The sequence below is a fragment of the Sphaerotilus sp. FB-3 genome (assembly GCF_023706025.1).
GTDB lineage: Bacteria > Pseudomonadota > Gammaproteobacteria > Burkholderiales > Burkholderiaceae_C > Sphaerotilus > Sphaerotilus sulfidivorans.
The window spans coordinates 24,849-44,324 of the sequence record NZ_BQWE01000044.1 but is presented as its reverse complement, the minus strand read 5'-3'; the positions used below and the strand labels follow the sequence as shown (position 1 = coordinate 44,324).

The 19,476-nt window shown below is 71.3% G+C and carries 15 protein-coding genes; 10 read left to right on the top strand and 5 right to left on the bottom strand.

Features of this window, described 5'->3' with window-relative positions:
• Nucleotides 1–19: 19 nt before the first annotated feature.
• The 3 genes from obgE (at nucleotide 20) to NFT33_RS15180 (ending at nucleotide 3,142) form a co-directional block, all read left to right on the top strand.
• Nucleotides 20–1,210 carry a GTPase ObgE gene (obgE, locus tag NFT33_RS15190; protein ID WP_251676605.1) on the top strand — a complete coding sequence of 397 codons (1,191 nt, stop codon included), beginning with the start codon at nucleotides 20–22 and terminating at the stop codon, nucleotides 1,208–1,210.
• A gap of 44 nt (nucleotides 1,211–1,254) precedes the next feature.
• Nucleotides 1,255–2,373 carry a glutamate 5-kinase gene (proB, locus tag NFT33_RS15185; RefSeq protein ID WP_220784946.1) on the top strand — a complete coding sequence of 373 codons (1,119 nt, stop codon included), beginning with the start codon at nucleotides 1,255–1,257 and terminating at the stop codon, nucleotides 2,371–2,373.
• A 184-nt stretch (nucleotides 2,374–2,557) separates the two neighbouring features.
• The gene (locus NFT33_RS15180; protein WP_246606979.1) at nucleotides 2,558–3,142 is read left to right on the top strand and encodes a PEP-CTERM sorting domain-containing protein; all 585 of its coding nucleotides are present in this window, start codon (nucleotides 2,558–2,560) and stop codon (nucleotides 3,140–3,142) included.
• A gap of 118 nt (nucleotides 3,143–3,260) precedes the next feature.
• Here the strand turns inward: NFT33_RS15180 and metH are convergent, their stop codons facing one another.
• From metH to NFT33_RS15155, 5 genes are all read right to left on the bottom strand, one after another.
• Entirely contained in the window at nucleotides 3,261–6,005 is a 2,745-nt protein-coding gene (gene metH / locus NFT33_RS15175; protein ID WP_251676603.1) for a methionine synthase, read from the bottom strand.
• A gap of 21 nt (nucleotides 6,006–6,026) precedes the next feature.
• A complete protein-coding gene (locus tag NFT33_RS15170; protein WP_251676601.1) occupies nucleotides 6,027–7,082 on the bottom strand; it encodes a homocysteine S-methyltransferase family protein in 1,056 nt (351 codons plus the stop codon).
• Between the two features lie 296 nt (nucleotides 7,083–7,378).
• Nucleotides 7,379–9,736 (bottom strand): ATP-binding protein, encoded by a 2,358-nt coding sequence (locus NFT33_RS15165; RefSeq protein ID WP_251676598.1) that lies wholly within the window; start codon nucleotides 9,734–9,736, stop codon nucleotides 7,379–7,381.
• 171 nt (nucleotides 9,737–9,907) lie between these two features.
• On the bottom strand, nucleotides 9,908–10,153 hold the full coding sequence (locus NFT33_RS15160; protein WP_037478767.1) for a BTH_I0359 family protein: 246 nt from the start codon (nucleotides 10,151–10,153) through the stop codon (nucleotides 9,908–9,910).
• A 75-nt stretch (nucleotides 10,154–10,228) separates the two neighbouring features.
• On the bottom strand, nucleotides 10,229–11,269 hold the full coding sequence (locus tag NFT33_RS15155) for a DUF3108 domain-containing protein (RefSeq protein ID WP_251676595.1): 1,041 nt from the start codon (nucleotides 11,267–11,269) through the stop codon (nucleotides 10,229–10,231).
• A 111-nt stretch (nucleotides 11,270–11,380) separates the two neighbouring features.
• On the opposite strand from NFT33_RS15155, the gene NFT33_RS15150 reads away from it, so the two are divergent.
• The 7 genes from NFT33_RS15150 to glcF all read left to right on the top strand — a co-directional run bounded on the left by NFT33_RS15150 (nucleotide 11,381) and on the right by glcF (nucleotide 19,470).
• Complete coding sequence (locus NFT33_RS15150) at nucleotides 11,381–12,223, top strand: fumarylacetoacetate hydrolase (protein ID WP_251676593.1); 843 nt, start codon at nucleotides 11,381–11,383, stop codon at nucleotides 12,221–12,223.
• Nucleotides 12,224–12,235: 12 nt separating this feature from the next.
• Entirely contained in the window at nucleotides 12,236–13,240 is a 1,005-nt protein-coding gene (locus NFT33_RS15145) for a TraB/GumN family protein (protein ID WP_251676590.1), read from the top strand.
• A gap of 135 nt (nucleotides 13,241–13,375) precedes the next feature.
• The gene (locus NFT33_RS15140) at nucleotides 13,376–14,143 is read left to right on the top strand and encodes a PhaM family polyhydroxyalkanoate granule multifunctional regulatory protein (RefSeq protein WP_251676588.1); all 768 of its coding nucleotides are present in this window, start codon (nucleotides 13,376–13,378) and stop codon (nucleotides 14,141–14,143) included.
• 84 nt (nucleotides 14,144–14,227) lie between these two features.
• Nucleotides 14,228–15,379 carry an FIST signal transduction protein gene (locus tag NFT33_RS15135; protein WP_149505165.1) on the top strand — a complete coding sequence of 384 codons (1,152 nt, stop codon included), beginning with the start codon at nucleotides 14,228–14,230 and terminating at the stop codon, nucleotides 15,377–15,379.
• A 94-nt stretch (nucleotides 15,380–15,473) separates the two neighbouring features.
• On the top strand, nucleotides 15,474–17,021 hold the full coding sequence (locus NFT33_RS15130) for an FAD-linked oxidase C-terminal domain-containing protein (protein WP_149502901.1): 1,548 nt from the start codon (nucleotides 15,474–15,476) through the stop codon (nucleotides 17,019–17,021).
• Between the two features lie 56 nt (nucleotides 17,022–17,077).
• Complete coding sequence (glcE, locus tag NFT33_RS15125; RefSeq protein WP_149502902.1) at nucleotides 17,078–18,202, top strand: glycolate oxidase subunit GlcE; 1,125 nt, start codon at nucleotides 17,078–17,080, stop codon at nucleotides 18,200–18,202.
• A gap of 5 nt (nucleotides 18,203–18,207) precedes the next feature.
• Entirely contained in the window at nucleotides 18,208–19,470 is a 1,263-nt protein-coding gene (gene glcF, locus NFT33_RS15120; protein WP_251676584.1) for a glycolate oxidase subunit GlcF, read from the top strand.
• Nucleotides 19,471–19,476: the final 6 nt, after the last annotated feature.

Here is a 19,476-nt window from a genome sequence, read left to right as displayed (position 1 = left end):
TCTCGTCCGGAGAACACGCATGAAATTTGTCGATGAGGTCACGATCGACGTGGCCGCCGGAAACGGTGGTGCCGGCTGCGCGAGCTTCCGGCGCGAGAAGTTCATTCCCTTTGGCGGCCCCGATGGCGGCAACGGCGGCCGTGGCGGCCATGTCTACGCGCTGGGCGACCGCAACCTGAACACGCTGGTCGATTTCCGCTACACCCGCCGCCACGAGGCGCGCAATGGCGAGGCCGGTCGCGGCTCGGACCAGTTCGGCGCCGCCGGCGAGGACGTGGTGCTGCGCATGCCGGTGGGCACGATCATCCGCGACGCCGAGACCGAGGAGATCATCGCCGAGCTGCTCGAGCACGGCGAGAAGATCGTCCTGGCCAAGGGCGGCGACGGCGGCTTCGGCAACCTGCACTTCAAGTCCAGCACCAACCGCGCGCCGCGCCAGAAGACCCCGGGCTGGCCCGGCGAGATCAAGGCGCTCAAGCTCGAGCTGCGCGTGCTGGCCGACGTCGGCCTGCTGGGCATGCCCAACGCCGGCAAGTCGACGCTGATCACCGCGATCTCGAACGCGCGGCCGAAGATCGCCGACTATCCCTTCACCACGCTGCATCCGAACCTGGGTGTCGTGCGCGTCGGTCCGAGCCAGAGCTTCGTCGTCGCCGACGTGCCGGGCCTGATCGAGGGCGCCTCCGAGGGCGCCGGCCTGGGCCACCTGTTCCTGCGCCATCTGCAGCGCACCCGCGTGCTGCTGCACCTGGTCGATGCGGTGCCTTTCGACGAGAACGTCGACCCGGTCGCCGAGGTCCGCGCGATCGCCCGCGAGCTGAAGAAGTACGACAAGGCGCTCTACGAGAAGCCGCGCTGGCTGGTGCTCAACAAGCTCGACATGCTGCCCGATCCGGTCGAGCGCAAGGCGCGGGTGAAGGACATCGTGCGCCGGCTGCGCTGGAAGGGCCCGGTGTTCGAGCTCTCCGCGCTGACCCGCGAGGGCTGCGATCCGCTGGTGCATGCGCTCTATGACCATGTCTCGAAGCTGAATGCGCCGCCGATCGAGGCCCCGGATGTGCGCTTCATCGAGGAGTCGGCCGAGCCGGCGCCGGTCGAGGCCGCCGCGCCCGCGCCGCGCCGACGTGCCAAGGCCCCGTCGAAGCCGACTGCGCCGAAGGACGACGAGGCCGCCTACGTGCCCGACTCCGACGATCCCCGCTTCCGCTGATTCCGTCTCCACCTCTTCGTCCGCGGTCGCCGCGGCCCGCTGCCATGAGTGATGTCCTGAAGAACGCCCGCCGCATCGTCGTCAAGGTCGGCTCCAGCCTGGTCACCAACGAGGGGCGCGGGCTCGACGCCGCCGCGATCCACGCCTGGTGCGTGCAGCTGGCGGCGCTGGTGCGCCAGGGCCGCGAGGTGGTGATGGTGTCCTCGGGCGCGATCGCCGAGGGCATGAAGCGCCTGGGCTGGGCGACCCGGCCCAAGGAGATCAACGAGCTGCAGGCCGCGGCTGCCGTCGGCCAGATGGGCCTGGCGCAGATCTACGAGACCTCGCTGCGCGAGCAGGGCCTGGGCAGCGCTCAGGTGCTGCTGACGCACGCCGACCTGGCCGACCGCGAGCGCTATCTCAACGCCCGCTCGACGCTGCTGACGCTGCTCGGCCTGGGCGTGGTGCCGGTGATCAACGAGAACGACACGGTGGTCACCGACGAGATCAAGGTCGGCGACAACGACACGCTCGGCGCCCTGGTGGCCAATCTGATCGAGGCCGATGCGCTGGTCATCCTGACCGACCAGAAGGGCCTGTACTCGGCCGATCCGCGCAAGGATCCGGACGCAAAGTTCATCCACGAGGCGGTGGCCGGCACGCCGGAGCTCGAGCAGATGGCGGGCGGCGCCGGCAGCTCGATCGGCAAGGGCGGCATGATCACCAAGATCCTGGCCGCGAAGCGCGCAGCCGGCAGCGGTGCCAGCACCGTGATCGCCTGGGGCCGCGAGCAGGACGCGCTGCTGCGCCTGGTCGAGGGCGAATCGATCGGCACGCTGCTGGTGGCGGCGACGCAGAAGGTCGCCGCACGCAAGCAGTGGATGGCCGATCACCTGCAGCTGCGCGGCGCGGTCGTCGTCGACGACGGCGCGGCGCTGAAGCTGCGCGACGAGGGCAAGAGCCTGCTGCCGATCGGCGTGATCGAGGTCAGCGGCGAGTTCGCGCGCGGCGATGTCATCGCGGTGCGCACTGCTGCCGGCGCCGAGATCGCACGCGGTCTGGCCAACTACGCCGCCAGCGAGACCCGGCGCATCGCGCGCAAGCCCTCGTCGCAGATCGAGGGGCTGCTGGGCTATGCCAACGAGCCCGAGCTGATCCATCGCGACAACCTGGTCCGGCTCTGAATCCCGAGGAGTTCCCGGGGGTGTCCCCCCGGTTTCCGGGGGAACATGAAATAAGTCGGTGAATTGCCTGACGGTCTTCGCGACCTACCCCGTGAATGAGGGTGGCGTGTTCGCAGGGCTTGCCTAGACTGGAAAACCACGGCAGCAATCGCGTCTGCCGATCCATGTCCAGGAGATTTCCCCGATGACCACCCGATTCCTGAAGCGCCTGCCGCTGGCCGCCGCCCTGCTGACCGCCCTGGCGGGCGCCGCCCAGGCCCAGTCCATTTCTCTGCTCGACCCGACCTTCAGCGCCTCGGATCTCGGCTATGCCAACGGTTCCTGGAGCATCGGCTCGGGCACGCCCGAGCTGGTCGGCGGCCTGCTGGATCTGGACGCAGGCGACTCGGTCTACCAGTCCTTCTCGGTGCTGAGCACGGCGGTCTACCAGATCAGCTTCACCGTGGCCGGCGAAGGCCGCTCGCGCCTGTTCCTGTCGAGCGATGTCGGCCTGAGCAACTTCACCACGCCGGTGGCTACCAGCGGCACGGTGCTCAACGAGGTCACCGACTGGGGCTCGACCCCGGTGACCGCCAGCTACAACTTCAATGGCGTGGCCGGCACCTCCTACCATCTGTACTTCTCGGGCTTCGGCTCGGGCGTGACCCTCGACAACGTCGCGATCTCGGCACCGGTGCCGGAGCCCGAGACCTACGCGATGATGCTGGCCGGTCTGGGCGCGCTGGGCTTCATGTCGCGTCGCCGCAAGGGCGCGGCTCGCCTGGGCTGAGTCACCGCGGCGAGCGTCTTCCGCGGACGATGTCCGCGGTGCGTTCCTTGCAAAAGGGCACCCCTCGGGGTGCCCTTTCTGCTTTCTGCTTGCGGCCGGCTGTTGGCGCCGGCTCGGATCAGCCCAGCACCGGGGCCAGGGCACGCCGCGCGTCGGCCAGATCGAGGCCGGCGCGGGTGGCGTAGTCGGCGAGCTGGTCCTCGCCGATGCGGCCGACGTTGAAGTAGGTCGCCTGCGGGTGGGCCAGATAGAAGCCGCTGACCGAGGCGGCCGGCGTCATCGCCAGGCTCTCGGTCAGGCCCATGCCGATGGCCGGCGCATCCAGCACCTCGAACATCGCGCGCTTGACGAGGTGGTCGGGGCAGGCCGGGTAGCCGGGCGCCGGACGGATGCCGCGGTAGGCCTCGGCGATCAGCTGCTCGTTGGAGAGCGCCTCGTCGGCCGCATAGCCCCACAGCTCGGTGCGCACCCGCTGGTGCAGCCGCTCGGCGAAGGCTTCGGCCAGGCGGTCGGCCAGGGCCTTGAGCATGATGGCGCTGTAGTCGTCGTGCTGGGCGATGAACTGCGCCTCCTTCTTCTCGACGTTCAGGCCGGCGGTGACCGCGAACAGGCCGATGTAGTCCGGCTTCGTGCCCTTCGGGGCGATGAAGTCGGCCAGCGAGCGGTTCGGCCGCGCCACGCCGTCGATCACCGGGCGCACCGTCTGCATGCGCAGCGGCTGCCAGCGCATCAGCACCTGGCTGCGCGACTCGTCGGCGTAGATCTCGATCGTGTCGTCGTCGACCGTGTTGGCGGGCCAGAAGCCCATCACGCCGTTGGCCTGCAGCCAGCGGCCGTCGATCAGGCGCTGCAGCATCCGGCGGCCGTCGGCCAGCACGCGGGTGGCCTGCTCGCCGACCACCTCGTCGCTCAGGATGTCGGGGTACTTGCCGGCCAGGTCCCAGGTCTGGAAGAAGGGCGCCCAGTCGATGCAGGCGGCCAGCTCGGCCAGATCCTGGTTGCGGAACTCGCGCCGGCCGAGGAATTTCGGCGCCGGCGGCGTGTAGGTCGTCCAGTCGAGCGGCGTCTTGTTGGCGCGCGCCTCGGCCAGCGTGACCATCGGCGTGGCCTTCTTGTTGGCGTGCTGCTCGCGCACCCGGTCGTAGTCGGCCTTCAGCTCGGCGATGTACTGGGGCGCGCGCTCCTCGCTCAGCAGGTCCGAGCACACGCCCACCGCGCGCGAGGCGTCGGGCACATACACCACCGGGCCGCTGAAGTTCGGGGCGATCTTCACCGCGGTGTGCACGCGCGAGCAGGTCGCGCCGCCGATCAGCAGCGGCGTGGCCCGCTCGGCGAAGTAGGGGTCGCGCTGCATCTCGGCGGCGACGTATTGCATCTCCTCCAGGCTCGGCGTGATCAGGCCCGACAGGCCGATGATGTCCGCGCCTTCCTCCTTGGCCTTCCTGAGGATGTCCTGGCACGGGACCATCACGCCCATGTTGACCACCTCGAAGTTGTTGCACTGCAGCACAACCGTGACGATGTTCTTGCCGATGTCGTGCACATCGCCCTTGACGGTGGCGATGACGATCTTGCCCTTGGGCTTCACGTCGCCGCCGGCGTCCTGCAGCGCCTTCTTCTCGGCCTCGATGTAGGGCAGCAGGTGGGCCACCGCCTGCTTCATCACGCGCGCCGACTTGACCACCTGCGGCAGGAACATCTTGCCCGCGCCGAACAGGTCGCCGACGATGTTCATGCCGGCCATCAGCGGGCCCTCGATCACATGCAGCGGACGGCCGCCCCGGGCGCGGATCGCCTGCCAGGCCTCCTCGGTGTCGGCCTCGATGAAGTCGGTGATGCCGTGCACCAGGGCGTGCGACAGGCGCTGCTCGACCGGCGCGGGCTGTTCCGGCGTGCCGCGCCAGGCCAGCCGGGCCGATTCGTCCTTGCCGGCGCTCTTGGCGCGGTCGGCGATCTCGATCAGGCGCTCGCCAGCGTCCTTGCGGCGGTTGAGCACCACGTCTTCCACGCGCTCGCGCAGCTCGGGCTCCAGATCGTCGTAGACGCCGACCATGCCGGCGTTGACGATGCCCATGTCCATGCCAGCCTGGATCGCGTGGTACAGGAACACCGTGTGGATGGCCTCGCGCACCGGCTCGTTGCCGCGGAACGAGAAGCTCACGTTCGAGACGCCGCCCGAGACCTTGGCGCCGGGCAGGTTCTGCTTGATCCAGCGGGTGGCCTCGATGAAGTCGACCGCGTAGTTGTCATGCTCCTCGATGCCGGTGGCGATCGCGAAGATGTTCGGGTCGAAGATGATGTCCTCAGGGGGAAAGCCGACCTCGTCGACCAGCACCCGGTAGGCGCGCTCGCAGATCTCGATCTTGCGCTGGAAGGTGTCGGCCTGGCCCTTTTCGTCGAAGGCCATCACGACGGCCGCGGCGCCGTAGCGGCGCACCCGCGTGGCCTGGCGCCTGAACTCGGCCTCGCCTTCCTTCAGCGAGATCGAGTTGACGATGCCCTTGCCCTGGATGCACTTCAGGCCGGCCTCGATCACCTCCCACTTGGAGGAGTCGATCATCACCGGCACGCGCGCGATCTCCGGCTCGCCGGCGATCAGGTTGAGGAAGCGCACCATCGCGGCCTTGCTGTCGAGCATGGCCTCGTCCATGTTGATGTCGATGATCTGCGCGCCGTTCTCGACCTGCTGGCGCGCGACGGCCAGCGCCTTCTCGTACTCGCCGGCCAGGATCATCTTCGCGAAGACGCGGCTGCCGGTGACGTTGGTGCGCTCGCCGACGTTGACGAAGAGGCTGCCCTGGCCGATCTCGACCGGCTCCAGGCCCGACAGGCGCATCGGCGGCGGGGTGAGGGAGGTGTTCATGTTCTTGTGGTCCTGCAGGCTTCAGTCGCCGATGAGGGAGGTGAACGGCGCGGCATGGCGGCAGCGCGGCTGGTACTTGCCGACCCGCTTGGCGATCTCGCGGATATGGTCCGGCGTGGTGCCGCAGCAGCCGCCGGCGATGTTGAGGAAGCCGGCCTGCGCGAACTCCTCGACCAGCCGGCCGGTGATGTCGGGCGTCTCGTCGAAGCCGGTGTCGCTCATCGGGTTGGGCAGGCCGGCGTTCGGGTAGCAGGAGATGAAGGTGTCGCCGGCGATCTTCGACAGCTCTTCCACATACGGCCGCATCAGCGTGGCGCCCAGCGCGCAGTTCAGGCCGATGGCGATCGGGCGGGCGTGGCGCACGCTGTTCCAGAACGCGCCCACCGTCTGGCCCGACAGGATGCGCCCGGACGCGTCGGTGACGGTGCCGGAGATGATGACCGGCAGGCGCTCGCCGGTCTCCTCCATCAGCTCGTCGACCGCGAAGATCGCGGCCTTGGCGTTGAGCGTGTCGAAGATGGTCTCGATCAGGAACAGGTCGGCGCCGCCGTCGAGCAGGCCGCGGGCCTGCTCCTTGTAGGCCTCGAGCAGCTCGTCGAAGCTGGTGTTGCGCGCGCCGGGATCGTTGACGTCCGGGCTGATCGAGGCGGTCTTCGGCGTCGGGCCGATCGCGCCGGCGACGAAGCGCGGCTTCTCCGGCGTGCTGAACTCGTCGCAGCACTGGCGCGCCAGCCGCGCGGCGGCCACGTTCATCTCGTAGGACAGCGCGCCCAGGTCGTAGTCGTCCTGCGCGACCCGGTTGGCGCCGAAGGTGTTGGTCTCGATCAGGTCGGCGCCGGCGGCCAGGTACTGGCGGTGGATCTCGCCGATCACGTCCGGGCGGGTCAGCACCAGCAGGTCGTTGTTGCCCTTGAGGTCCTTCGGGTGGTCCTTCAGTCGCTCGCTGCGGAAGTCGGCTTCCGTGAGCTTGTAGCGCTGGATCATCGTGCCCATCGCGCCGTCGAGGATGACGATGCGCTGCTGGAGCAGCTCGGGCAGGCGGACGGCGCGGGTATAGGCGGGGGTCGGGGCGGTCATGGCGGCAGATTGTAGGTAATCGTGCCGCTGCGGCGGGGATGCAACAGTGCCGCAGGACAAGGGTGATTCAATGCGGGAAGCGTGCTTTCGATGATCTCTGAAGAGGAAGAGAAAGAGGAACGGATGGACACGACACAGGACTTCGAGCCGGTGCAGGCCGCACAGCAGATGCTGGCGAAGGAAGCCGGCATCACCGGCTTCGCCGCGCTGGCCGCCGAGCTCAAGGGCGGCGTGCGCCGCTGAGGCCGGGCCCCGCCGGCCGGGACGCGCCCGGCGGCGCAGTCTCCCGGGGGCGCTCAGTGCGTGAAGCCGATCGAGCGGCGCTCGCGCACCTGCGGCTTGACCCGGTGCTCGCTCTCGAGCTGGGCCAGGAACTCGTCGGGCTCGAAGGCCTCGCCGAGAATGTCGACCTGGCGGCGCACCGCGGCGAAGTCGCCGCAGGCGAGCTGGTCGAGCAGGGCCAGGCGTCGGCGCTGCTCGTCGCTCAGCCGCTCGGCCGCGCCGCCCAGGGCCTCGGCGACGAACATGCGCTCGCGCTGCTCGGCGCGCAGCGGCAGGAAGCGGATCTTGAAGGTGAAGCGCCGCAGCGCCGCCTCGTCCAGGTCCTCGAACAGGTTGGTGGTGCAGATGAAGACGCCGCCGAAGCGCTCCATGCCCTGCAGCATCTCGTTGACCTCGGTCACCTCGTAGCTGCGCTCGGCGCGGCGGCGGGTGCGCAGGAAGCTGTCGGCCTCGTCGAGCAGCAGCACCGCCTGCTCGGCGCCGGCCTCGGCGAACATGCGCGCCATGTTCTGCTCGGTCTCGCCGACGAACTTGCTCACCAGGTCGCTGGCCTGGCGGATCATCAGCGGGCGGCCCAGGGCCTGCGCGATGTGCTCGGCCAGCGCGGTCTTGCCGGTGCCGGGTGCGCCGTGAAAGCACAGCGCGCCGTGGCCGCGCCGGCGCAGCGCCTCGACGATGCGCGGCACCTCGAAGCGGCTCTCGACATTCAGCAGGCCCAGGTCGTAGCCGGTCACCGCCGGGCGCGCGGCCGGGCGGCTTGCGTCGGTGTTGCCCAGCGCCAGGTCGGCATGCGCGATCTGGCGCTCGATCAGGCGCTCCAGCGCCGTGGCGTCGCCGGGTGTCGTCTCGCCGACCAGCCGGGCGAAGCGCACCGCGGTGCGGATCTGCGCCGGCGTCAGCGCCTTGCGCTGCGTCAGCCGCTCGATGAACTCGGCGCTGACCTCGGCCGGGCCCAGCGCCCGGCGCACCAGCGCCTCGCGCGCGCCCGGCGGCGGCGACTTCAGCTCCAGGTGGTACTGGAAGCGGCGCCGGAAGGCCGGGTCGATCTGCTCGATGCGGTTGGTGACCCAGATCACCGGCACCGGATTGCTCTCGAGGATCTGGTTGACCCAGGCCTTGCCGTTGACCGAGCCGGAGGCGCCGCCGTCGCCGCTGCTCTCGAGCCGGGCGATCAGCTGCGCCGCGTCCGAGGAGATCGGCGGGAACACGTCCTCGACCTCGTCGAACAGCAGCGCGACCTCCGGGCTGGCCTTCAGGAAGACCTGGCTGATCTGCAGCGAGCGGTAGCGGTCGCGGCCCGACAGCGAATTGCCGTCGCGGTCGGCATGCTCGACCTCGTAGAGCTCGAGCCCGGCCTGCTGCGCCACCACCCGGGCGAGTTCGGTCTTGCCGGTGCCGGGCGGACCGTACATCAGCACGTTGACGCCGCATTCGCGCCGCGCGACCGCGTTCCTCAGCAGCGCGGTCAGCACCTCGACCTCGTCGGCGACGAAGTGGAAGTCCGCCGCCGTCAGCTCGCTCTTGACCGAGGGCCGGGTGAAGACCGCCATCAGGTCCTGCGGGTCGCGGTACTCGCGCATCAGCACGGGGGGGAGCTGGTCGGAGACCTTCATCAGGTCGGCCAGGTCGGTGATGTTGTGCTCGGAGATCAGGTTCTCGATCATGCCGATGCGCTCGAGCCGGCTGCCGGCGCGCAGTGCCTCGGCCACATCGCGCTGGTCGACGCCGGCCACCTCGGCCAGCGTCGCGTAGGCCTCCTGGGCGCTGGCGACCTTGAACTCGACCAGCAGGCCGCGCAGGTCGCGCTGGTAGCGCGCCAGCGTGCCGTACAGGATCAGCGCACGTTCGGCCGGATTGAGCTGCAGCAGGCCGGCCAGCAGCTCGACGTTCTTCTCGACCAGCGTGTCGTTCTGCCGCAGGTGCTGCGCCAGCCAGTCGCCGGTGGTGCCCAGGATCGCCATCAGGTCCTTGGGCGCGTCCTTGATGTATTCGTCGAGGTAGAAGTAGAGCGTGCCTTCCTCGTAGGGGCCGCCCCACCAGCCGTGGCGCTCCAGGAAGGCCGCGTCGTCGAGCTGCGCATGGTCCGCCCAGGCCTCATGGTCGCGCACCCGGCGGCCCAGGAACTCGCGCAGCCGCTGCAGCACGCTGACCGGCCAGACCAGATGCCGCGCGGTCAGCGACAGCAGGCTGTTCCAGTCGCGTCGCCCGGCGAAGCGGCCGGCCTGGCGCAGCGTCAGCGTCAGCACGAAATGGGTGCAGAGCTGATCGAGCACCGGCGAGTCCAGCAGGCCCGGCGACAGCAGCACCGGCGCGCCGCCCTTGCGGCTGCGCGAGCGGCGGACCGGCTCGGGGCGGGACACTTCCTTGCGCATGCGGTCTCCTCGCGATCTCGGGAAATTCTCGGGCCATCTCGAGGCCTTCTTCGGCCTGCTGGTCTGCCATCTTCGCGCCAACCGGGCGAGACATGCAAGGCCGGACCGCGCGCCCCGACGCGGTCCGGGGGTGATGGGGCGACGGCGCGCGACCGGCCCGACGCCCGAGGCTCAGTGCAGCACCACGGGATGGTGGGCCAGCGTGGTGTAGGCCGACAGGAAGTCGTCGATGTGCATCTCGTCGACCTCGTCGCCGATCAGCCGCTCGACGCCGGCCTGGAAATGCTCGGCCAGCAGGCCCGCCAGATAGATCTCGCGCCGCGAGGTCTTGTCGACGATCTCGAAGCCGCCGTGCGGATGGCCGTCGCCCATGTGCTGCATCACCGCGAAGTTCTCGGAGTTGTAGAGCATGTGCATCGTGATCTCCTTGGGAAACGGTTGAGGAACGGTTGAGTGACGGTTGGTGGAAATCTGGGGCAGGCGCGGCGGGATTCAAGACGCGAGCAGCAGCAGCTCGAGCGCGTCGCCGTCGGCCTCGCTCAGGCGCAGCCGCTGGGGCCAGTGCGGTGCCTGTGGCAGCGTCCAGACCTCGGCGCGGGTGTCGAAGGGGCCCTCAGGCTCGCGGCGCAGGTGCCAGCGGCCGGCCTCGTCGCGCTCGATCAGCGTGAAGACCCAGTGCTGCACCTCGCCGCCGGTGCCGGCCACCGGCATGAGAATCTGCCCGCCCGGCTTCAGGCCGGGGGCATCGAGTCGTGCGGTCAGCTGCGCGATCCAGCTCAGCCGGTCCTGCATGCCCGGCTCGAGCGGCGCCTGGCCCTCGCGGCTGGAAAAGCTCACATGCGGGCTGGCACCCTCGCGCACGAAGCTGACCGCGCGCTCGCTGCGGCGCAGTCGCCGCTCGGTGTGGCGTTCGGGCGCGACGCCCTGTGCATCGATGCGGCCGCTGCTGTTCTGCGCCAGGATCAGCCCGACCACCGGCACGCGGGCCTCCAGCCGCATGCGGTAGCGCTGGCCGTCGCTGTCCCAGTCGATCTGACCCCGGCCGACCAGCGCGCCGCGGCTCATGCGGTAGTCGAGCCGGACCGAAGGCGGCACGACCGGTCCGGCCGCTGGCAGCGACACCAGCGGCCGGGCCGCCACGGCCAGCAGCTCGGCTGGCGGGGTCTCGGACTGGGTGGCGGCTGTCTGTATCGGGGCGGGCAGGGCCTGGACCGGCGGGTCCGATCGTGCGGGGGCGGCAGGCGCGCGGGGCGCCGGCATCGGCGCGGGGGCCTGAACCTGCGCCTGGGTGACGAGGGCCGCAGCCGGTGCGGGCGGCACGGGCGCTGCCTGCGGAGGCAGCGGCGCCGGGATCGACAGCAGCTCGACCGGGCGGGCCGGTGCGGGAGGCGCAGCCGCAACGGATGCAGGGGCAGGGGCGGTGGCAGATGCAGAGGAAGAAGTCGCCGCTGCCGGCTGCCAGCGGTCGATCAGCCACAGATGCAGCCCGGCGCTGAGCGCCAGCAGGCCGGCCAGCGCCCGTCGGGAGCGCACGGCGCGGCGCGGGGCCGCAAGGGCAGGGCGATCGGGCAGCAAGCGGCGGACCTCCGTGACGCATTCAAGTGGCGTTCGCCCCAGTCTGCCACGTCTGCGATCATTGCGCCCATGAAGCTCGCGACCTACAAGGACGGCTCGCGCGACGGCCAGCTCGTCGTCGTCTCGTCCGATCTGACCACCGCCCACCATGCCAGCGCGATCGCCTCGCGGCTGCAGCAGGTGCTCGATGACTGGTCCTTCCTGTTACCGCAGCTGCAGGATCTGGCGCGCACGCTCGACGAGGGCCGGGCCCGCCATGCCTTTCCCTTCGATCCGCGCATGTGCATGGCGCCGCTGCCGCGCGCCTGCCGGGCGGTCGAGGTGCAGCTTGGCGACGAATCGGGCGGGGACGAGGCCCAGACCTGGCAGCCGCTGCCGGGCGACGGTCTGCTGGGCGCCTGCGACGAGGTGACGCTGGCGGGCCCGGCGGCCACGCTGGCGGTGGCGCCCCGCTGGATCGTGCTGAGCGGCGAGCTGCCGGTCGGGGCCTCGCCGGAGCAGGCGCTGGGCAGCGTGCGTCTGGTCGGTGCCGGCCTGCAGTGGCAGCAGCAGGACGAGGCCTGTCCGCGCCCGTGGCTGAGCCTGGCGCCGGTGCTGATGACGCCGGACGCGCTGCAGGCGGGCGAGCGGGGCGAGGGGCGCAGCCGGCTGGCGCTGAGCCTGACGCCCAGCCTGGCGCCCGAGGGCCTGCCACCGGCCGGCGCGCCGGTGCAGCCCTCGCCGCCGATCGGACCGCTGCTGGCCCGGCTGGCCCGGGCGCGGGGCGTGCGTGCGGGCACGCTGCTGGCGCTGGGTCCGGCGGCGCAGCCGCTGGGCGAGGTCGAGCGGCTGGTGCTGACGCCGCTGGCGCCGCGTGGCCAGATGCCGCTTGGCACGCTGGACGTCGGCCTGCGCCGGCTGCGGCGCGACTGAGGGCCGAGGCGGATGCTCGCCAAGCTGCTTGCGCGCCGGCTGCTGGCCGTGCTGCTGTCCGTGCCGATGCTGATGGCACCGGGTCTGCTGCGGGCTCAGGCGCTCGAGGCGCCGCTGGCCGCCGAGGCGCTGTGCCCGCCGCTGGCCGAACCGCCGGCGCAGGCGCAGTGGCTGCAGGCCTTGCCCGGCCCGGTCGATCGCGGCCTGCTGTGGCGCATCGAGAAGGACGGGCGCGTCTCGCATCTCTACGGCACGGTGCATGTCGGTCGTCCGGACTGGATCTCGCCGGGGCCGCAGGTGATGGCGGCGCTGGCGGCTGCCGACCGGGTCGCCTTCGAGCTGGATCTGCTCGATCCGGATGTGCTGCAGCGCCTGCAGCGCGCCGCCCGTGCGCCGGCCGGTCAGCCCCGTCTGCCTGACGCTCTGGCCGAGCGCCTGGCGCAGCAGCGCTCGCTGGCCTGCGTCGGCAGCCTGCTCGAGGGCCTGAGGCCCGAGCTGCAGGTGATCACGCTGGTGTCGCTGTCGCTGCGCGGCGACGGGCTCGATCCGGCCTGGGGCATCGACGGCTGGCTGGCGCGGCTGGCCCATGCGCGTCGCCAGACGGTGCTGTCGCTGGAGACGCCGGAGCAGCAGGTCGCGCTCCTGGTGGCGCCGCGTCCCGCCGAGGTGGCGACGGTGGTGCGCCGCGGCCTCGACGAGCTGGAGGATCCGGCCACCCGCCGGGTGGCGCTGCGGCTGGCCGAGCACTGGGCCGCGTCGGATCTGGCCGCGATCGAGAACTTCGCGCAGTGGTGCGGCTGCCTCGAGAGCGAGGCCGAGCGCCAGGCGCACCAGGCGGGCGTGCTGGCGCGCAATCCCGCCATGGCCGAGCGCATCGCCACGCTGCATCAGCGCGGCGCGCGGGTCTTCGCCGCGGTCGGCGCCCTGCACATGACCGGCCCCGAGGGGCTGCCGGCGCTGCTGGCCCGGCGCGGCTTCCAGGTCGAGCTGCTGCTGCCGCAGGCGGGGCGTCATTGACGTCGGCGACGTCAGTGACACGTCCGGCATCGGTCGGCACAATGGGCCGGCGCGGTGGAAATGAAGGAAATGCAGGCATCCTGCGGCTCCTGAAGACACACGAACACGACGGCACGAAGACATGAGGAGCATCCGATGAGCGACAGCAGCAACCCGTTCGGCAACACCTACTCGCAGGCCTGCACCGAGGCCTTCGCCAAGTTCGTGCCCGGCTTCGACTTTCTGCAGGGCCTGGTGAAGAACGCCGGCCAGACCCTGCCCAGCATCGGGCAGTGGGTGGCGCCGACCCTGGATCCGCAGGAGCTCGACAAGCGCATCGGCGAGCTGCGCACCGTGCAGTTCTGGCTCGAGCAGAACGCGCGAATGATCGCCGCCACCGTGCAGGCGCTGGAGGTCCAGCGCATGACGCTGGGCACGCTGCGCACGATGAACGTGCCGATGGCCGATCTCGGCGAGGCGCTGAAGGTGCGGGTGCCCGATGTCTTCAGCGCGGCAGCGGCCGCGGCCGCGGCCGCTCCGGCCCGGGCGCCGGCATCCGCCCCGGCCCCGGCGCCCGCTCCGGCCGCAGCGGCCCCGGCCGCCGCCGAGCCGGCGCCGCCGGCGGTCGATCCGATGCAGTGGTGGGGTGCGCTCACCCAGCAGTTCACCGAGCTGGCCACCCAGACCGTGCAGGCCACCTCGAGCGCCGCTGCCGAGGCCCAGGCCCGTGCCGCCGGCGCGATGCAGGATGTGATGAGCAGCGTGGCCGCGGCCGCCGTCACGCCCCCGGCCGCACCGGAGCCGGCGCCCGCCGCGGCGAAGAAGGCTGCCGCGCGCCGCAGCCCGGCGGCAGATCCCGGATCGGCGCCGGCGCCGGCCAGGAAGGCCGCCCGCAAGACCGCGGCCGCGTCGCGCAAGACCTGAGCGGTGGCCGGCCCCGAGCAGCAGGTGTCCCGCGTGCCGACCCCCGGTTTCCTGATCGCCCATGCCACCCATCCCGACGCGACGATGGCGCTGGCGCTGGCGGCCGCCCAGCTCGACGGCCAGCGCGCCTCGCGTGCGCCGGTCGATCGTGGGCGTCTGGCGCCGCTGGGCTTCATCTACATCACCGACCACCATGCCGACCAGGCCGACGCGCTGCTGGCCGAGCTGAAGCTGCGCTGGCCGGGCGTGCCCTGGGTCGGCTCGGTCGGCATCGGGGTTGCGGTCTGCGGGGTCGAGTATTTCGACGAGCCGGCGCTGGTGCTGATGCTGGCCGAGCTGCCGCCGGGCAGCTTCGAGCTGTTCAGCGGCGAGCGTCCGCTGCTGCGCGACGATCTGCACGCCGCTCTGGTGCATGCCGACGGGGCGATGCCCGACATCGGCGAGCTGGTGGGCGAGCTGGCCGGGCGGGTCGGCAGCGGCTACCTGTTCGGCGGCCTGAGCGCCTCGCGCCGGCGCGGGGTGCAGTTCTGCGCGCCGGTGCCGCCTGCCGGGCTGCCGGCGCCGGCCGGCCTCTACGACAGCGGCATGTCCGGCGTCGCCTTCACCGCCGAGGTCGCGCTGCTGTCGCGGGTCACCCAGGGCTGCCAGCCGGTCGGTCCGGTGCGCCGGGTCGAGGCCGCGCAGGACAACATCGTGCTGAAGCTCGACGGCCAGAGCGCGCTGCAGTGCCTGCTCGACGATCTCGGCATCGACCTGGGCCGTCCGCGCGAGGCGGTGCCCCGGCTGCGTTCCACGCTGGTCGGCCTGACCGACGCCGGCGACGATGTGCTCTCGCGCGGCCAGTTCGGTGCTGACACCCGGGTGCGCCACCTGATCGGCCTCGATCCGATGCGCTCGGCGGTGGCGATCGCCGACCGGGTCGAGGCGGGCATGTCGATGACCTTCTGCCGGCGCGATGCCGAGGCGGCGCGGCGCGACCTGATGCGCATCTGCGCCGAGATCCGCGAGGAGCTCTCGCCCGAGGACGGCAGTGCGCCGGGCCGCATTCTCGGCGCGATCTATGTCAGCTGCTCCGGCCGGGGCGGCCCGCACTTCGGCGGACCGTCGGCCGAGCTGCAGATCCTGCGCCATGCGCTGGGCGAGGTGCCGCTGGTCGGCTTCTTCGCGGGGGGCGAGATCGCCCGGCGCCATCTGTACGGGTACACCGGAGTTCTCACGGTCTTCGTGGAATATTGAGCGCAAGCCCGCAAAACAGGGGGTCAAGCCATTACAGTGCGCCCCCATGCGAGGCAGCCGGCGAGCTGCCCGCCCCAGCTGGAGAAGATGTCCGATGAATGCCCCCCTGCCGCAGGATGCGCTGGCCGCCGGCCCGGCCGCTGGCAGCGTGCGACCTGATACCGCTCAGACCCTGTCGGCCCGCCGCGAGCGCCAGCAGCGTCTGGTCTCGGCGCTGAGCGGCGTGCTGCCGGCCCACGCGCTGCTGTGGCATGCCGAAGACACGATTCCCTACGAGTGCGATGGCCTGAGCGCCTACCGCGAGCGTCCGCTGCTGGTGGCCCTGCCCGAGACCGAGGCGCAGGTCGCCGCGGTGCTCAGGACCTGCCGCGAGCTGTCGGTGCCGGTGGTGGCGCGTGGCGCCGGCACCGGCCTGTCCGGCGGCGCGATGCCGCACCGCGACGGCGTCACGCTGTCGCTGGCGAAGTTCAGCCGCATCCTGAAGGTTGATCCGCGCGAGCGCGTCGCCGTCGTGCAGTGCGGCGTGCGCAACCTCGCCATCAGCGAGGCGGCGGCGCCCTACGGCCTCTACTACGCGCCCGATCCGTCCAGCCAGATCGCCTGCACCATCGGCGGCAATGTCGCCGAGAACTCCGGCGGCGTGCACTGCCTGAAGTACGGCCTGACGCTGCACAACGTGCTGAAGGTGCGCGGCTACACCATCGACGGCGAGGCGGTCGAGTTCGGCGGCCTGTCGCTGGATGCGCCGGGGCTGGACCTGCTGAGCGTGGTCATCGGCAGCGAAGGGATGCTGGCGGTCGTCACCGAGGTGGTGGTGCGGCTGATCCCGCGCCCGCAGCTGGCGCGCTGCATCATGGCGAGCTTTCCCACCGTCGAGACCGCCGGCGAGGCGGTGGCCGAGATCATCGCCAGCGGCATCATTCCGGCCGGGCTGGAAATGATGGACAAGCCGATGACCGCCGCGGTCGAGGACTTCGTGCATGCCGGCTACGACCTGGACGCGGCCGCGATCCTGCTGTGCGAGAGCGACGGCACGCCCGAGGAGGTCGAGGAGGAGATCGGCCGCATGACCGAGGTGCTGACGCGCTGCGGCGCCAGCGGCATCGAGGTCAGCCGCGACGAGGCGCAGCGCCTGAAGTTCTGGTCGGGCCGCAAGAACGCCTTTCCGGCCTCGGGGCGCATCAGCCCCGACTACATGTGCATGGACTCGACCATTCCGCGCCGTCGCCTGGCCGACATGCTGCGCGCGATCGCCGCGATGGAGGACAGGCACGGCCTGCGCTGCTGCAATGTCTTCCACGCCGGCGACGGCAACCTGCATCCGCTGATCCTCTTCGATGCCAACGATCCCGACCAGCTGCGCCGCGCCGAGGCCTTCGGCGCCGAGATCCTCGAGCTCAGCGTCGAGATGGGCGGCACGATCACCGGCGAGCACGGCGTGGGCGTCGAGAAGCTGAACTCGATGTGCGTGCAGTTCTCGCCCGAGGAGCTGGCGATGATGATCGCGGTCAAGCATGCCTTCGATGCGCCCGGCCTGCTCAATCCCGGCAAGGCGATCCCGACGCTGCACCGCTGTGCCGAATACGGCAAGATGCATGTGCGCCGCGGGCTGCTGCCCTTCAGCGAGCTGCCGCGCTTCTGAGCCCGGCCGCCGCACCGCACCCGACGACGAACCGAAGAACACAGAACACACCTCCCATGAGCATCAAGGCACTCGACAGCCTGATCGAGCGGGTCCGCGTGGCCCGCGAGGCGCGCGGCACGCTGGCGATCCGTGGCGGCGGCACCAAGTCCTTCTACGGCGAGCCGGTCCAGGGGCGCCTGCTTGACGTGCGCTGCCTGAGCGGCATCACCCGCTACGAGCCCAGCGAGCTGGTCATCACCGCGCGCGCCGGCACCCCGATCGCCGAGGTCGAGGCCGAGCTGGCGCGGCGCAACCAGTACCTGGCCTTCGAGCCGCCGCGCTACCCCGACATCGAGCGTCCCGGCCAGCGCGGCGGCACCATCGGCGGCATGGTCGCCACCGGCCTGGCCGGGCCGTCGCGCGCTGCGGTGGGCGGCGTGCGCGACTATGTGCTCGGCCTGACCCTGCTCACCGGCAAGGCCGAGGTGCTGAGCTTCGGCGGCCAGGTGATGAAGAACGTCGCCGGCTACGACGTGGCGCGCATGGTCACCGGCTCGCTGGGCATCCTGGGCGTGATCTGCGAGGTCTCGCTGAAGGTCATGCCGGTGCCGTCCTACACCAGCACGCTGCGCTTCGACTGCTCGGAGGGCGAGGCGCTCGACCTGATGCAGCGCTGGGCCGGCCAGCCGCTGCCGGTCAACGCCACCGCCTGGTGGCAGGGCGCGCTGGTGGTGCGCCTGGCGGGTGCCACCGCAGCGGTGGCCTCGGCCAACCAGAAGATGGGCGGCGAGCCGATCGACAACGCGCTGGCGCAGCGCTTCTGGCTGGGCATGCGCGACCAGACCGACGATTTCTTCGTCGATGCCCGACGCTCGCTGGCCGAGGGCGCGGCGCTGTGGCGGCTGTCGCTGCCGGCCGGGGCGCCGCCGGTGCCGCTGCCCGGCGAGCAGCTGATCGAGTGGGGCGGGGCGCAGCGCTGGTGGGTCACCCGCGAGTCGGCTGCGCGGGTGCGCCAGATCGCCGCGGCCAGCGGCGGCCATGCCACGCTGTTCCGGGCCCGCGACAAGGCTGTCGCCTCCAGCGGGCTGGGCGTGTTCACGCCGCTGAAGGCACCGCTCGACCGCATTCACCAGGAGCTGAAGCAGGCCTTCGATCCCGACGGCGTGTTCAATCCCGGCCGCCTCTATCCGGGGCTCTGAGACGCATGCAGACCCATCTGGCTCCCGAATTCCAGGACACCCCCGAAGGCGAACGCGCCGAGGAGATCCTGCGCCGCTGCGTGCACTGCGGCTTCTGCACCGCGACCTGCCCGACCTACCAGCTGCTCGGCGACGAGCTCGACGGCCCGCGCGGGCGCATCTACCTGATCAAGCAGGTGATGGAGGGCGCGATGCCCACCCGCCGCACCCAGGAGCATCTGGACCGCTGCCTGACCTGCCGCAGCTGCGAGACCACCTGCCCGTCGGGCGTCGAGTACGCCGACCTGCTCGAGATCGGCCGCAAGGTCGTCGATCGCAAGGTCGAGCGCAGCCGTGCCGAGCGCGGCGTGCGCTGGATGCTGCGCGAGGGCATGACCTCGCCGAGCTTCGGTCCGGCGCTGCGTGCCGGCCAGAACGTGCGCGCGCTGCTGCCGGCGATGCTCAAGAACAAGGTGCCGCCGAAGCCGAGCGCCCGCGCGCTGGCCCATGCGCAGCGCTGGCCGACCCGCCAGCATGCCCGCAAGGTGCTGATGCTGCTGGGCTGCGTGCAACCTTCGCTGGCGCCCAACATCAACAGCGCCACCGCCCGCGTGCTCGACGCCTGCGGCATCCAGACCCTGGTCTCGGACGAGGCGGGCTGCTGCGGCGCGGTGCGCGACCACCTCGGCGACCATGAGGGTGCGCTGGTCGACATGCGCCGCAACATCGATGCCTGGTGGCCGCAGGTCGAGGGCCTGGGCGGGCTCGATCCGGTCGAGGCGATCGTCGTCAACGCCTCCGGCTGCGGCGTGTCGGTCAAGGACTACGGCCGCGCGCTGGCCCATGATCCGGACTATGCCGACAAGGCGCGGCGCGTCAGCGAGACCGCCCGCGATCTCTCCGAGCTGCTGCCCGGGCTGACCGGGGCGCTGAAGTCGGCGCTCGGCAACCGGCGCGCCAGTGGGGTGCTGGCCTATCACCCGCCGTGCTCGCTGCAGCATGGCCAGCAGCTGCGCGGCCAGGTCGAGGCAGCGCTGGGCGCGCTCGGCTTCGAGGTGCGGCTGCCGCTGCAGGACGCGGCGCTGTGCTGCGGCTCGGCCGGCACCTACTCGGTGCTGCAGCCCGACATCGCCTACCGGCTGCGCGACCGCAAGCTCGAGACCCTGGCCGCGCGCGAGGCGCCGCTGATCGTCTCGGGCAACATCGGCTGCATCCAGCATCTGCAGAGCGGCACCCCGACGCCGGTGCGGCACTGGATCGAGGTGATCGACGAGCTGCTGGCGAGCTGAGCCGGG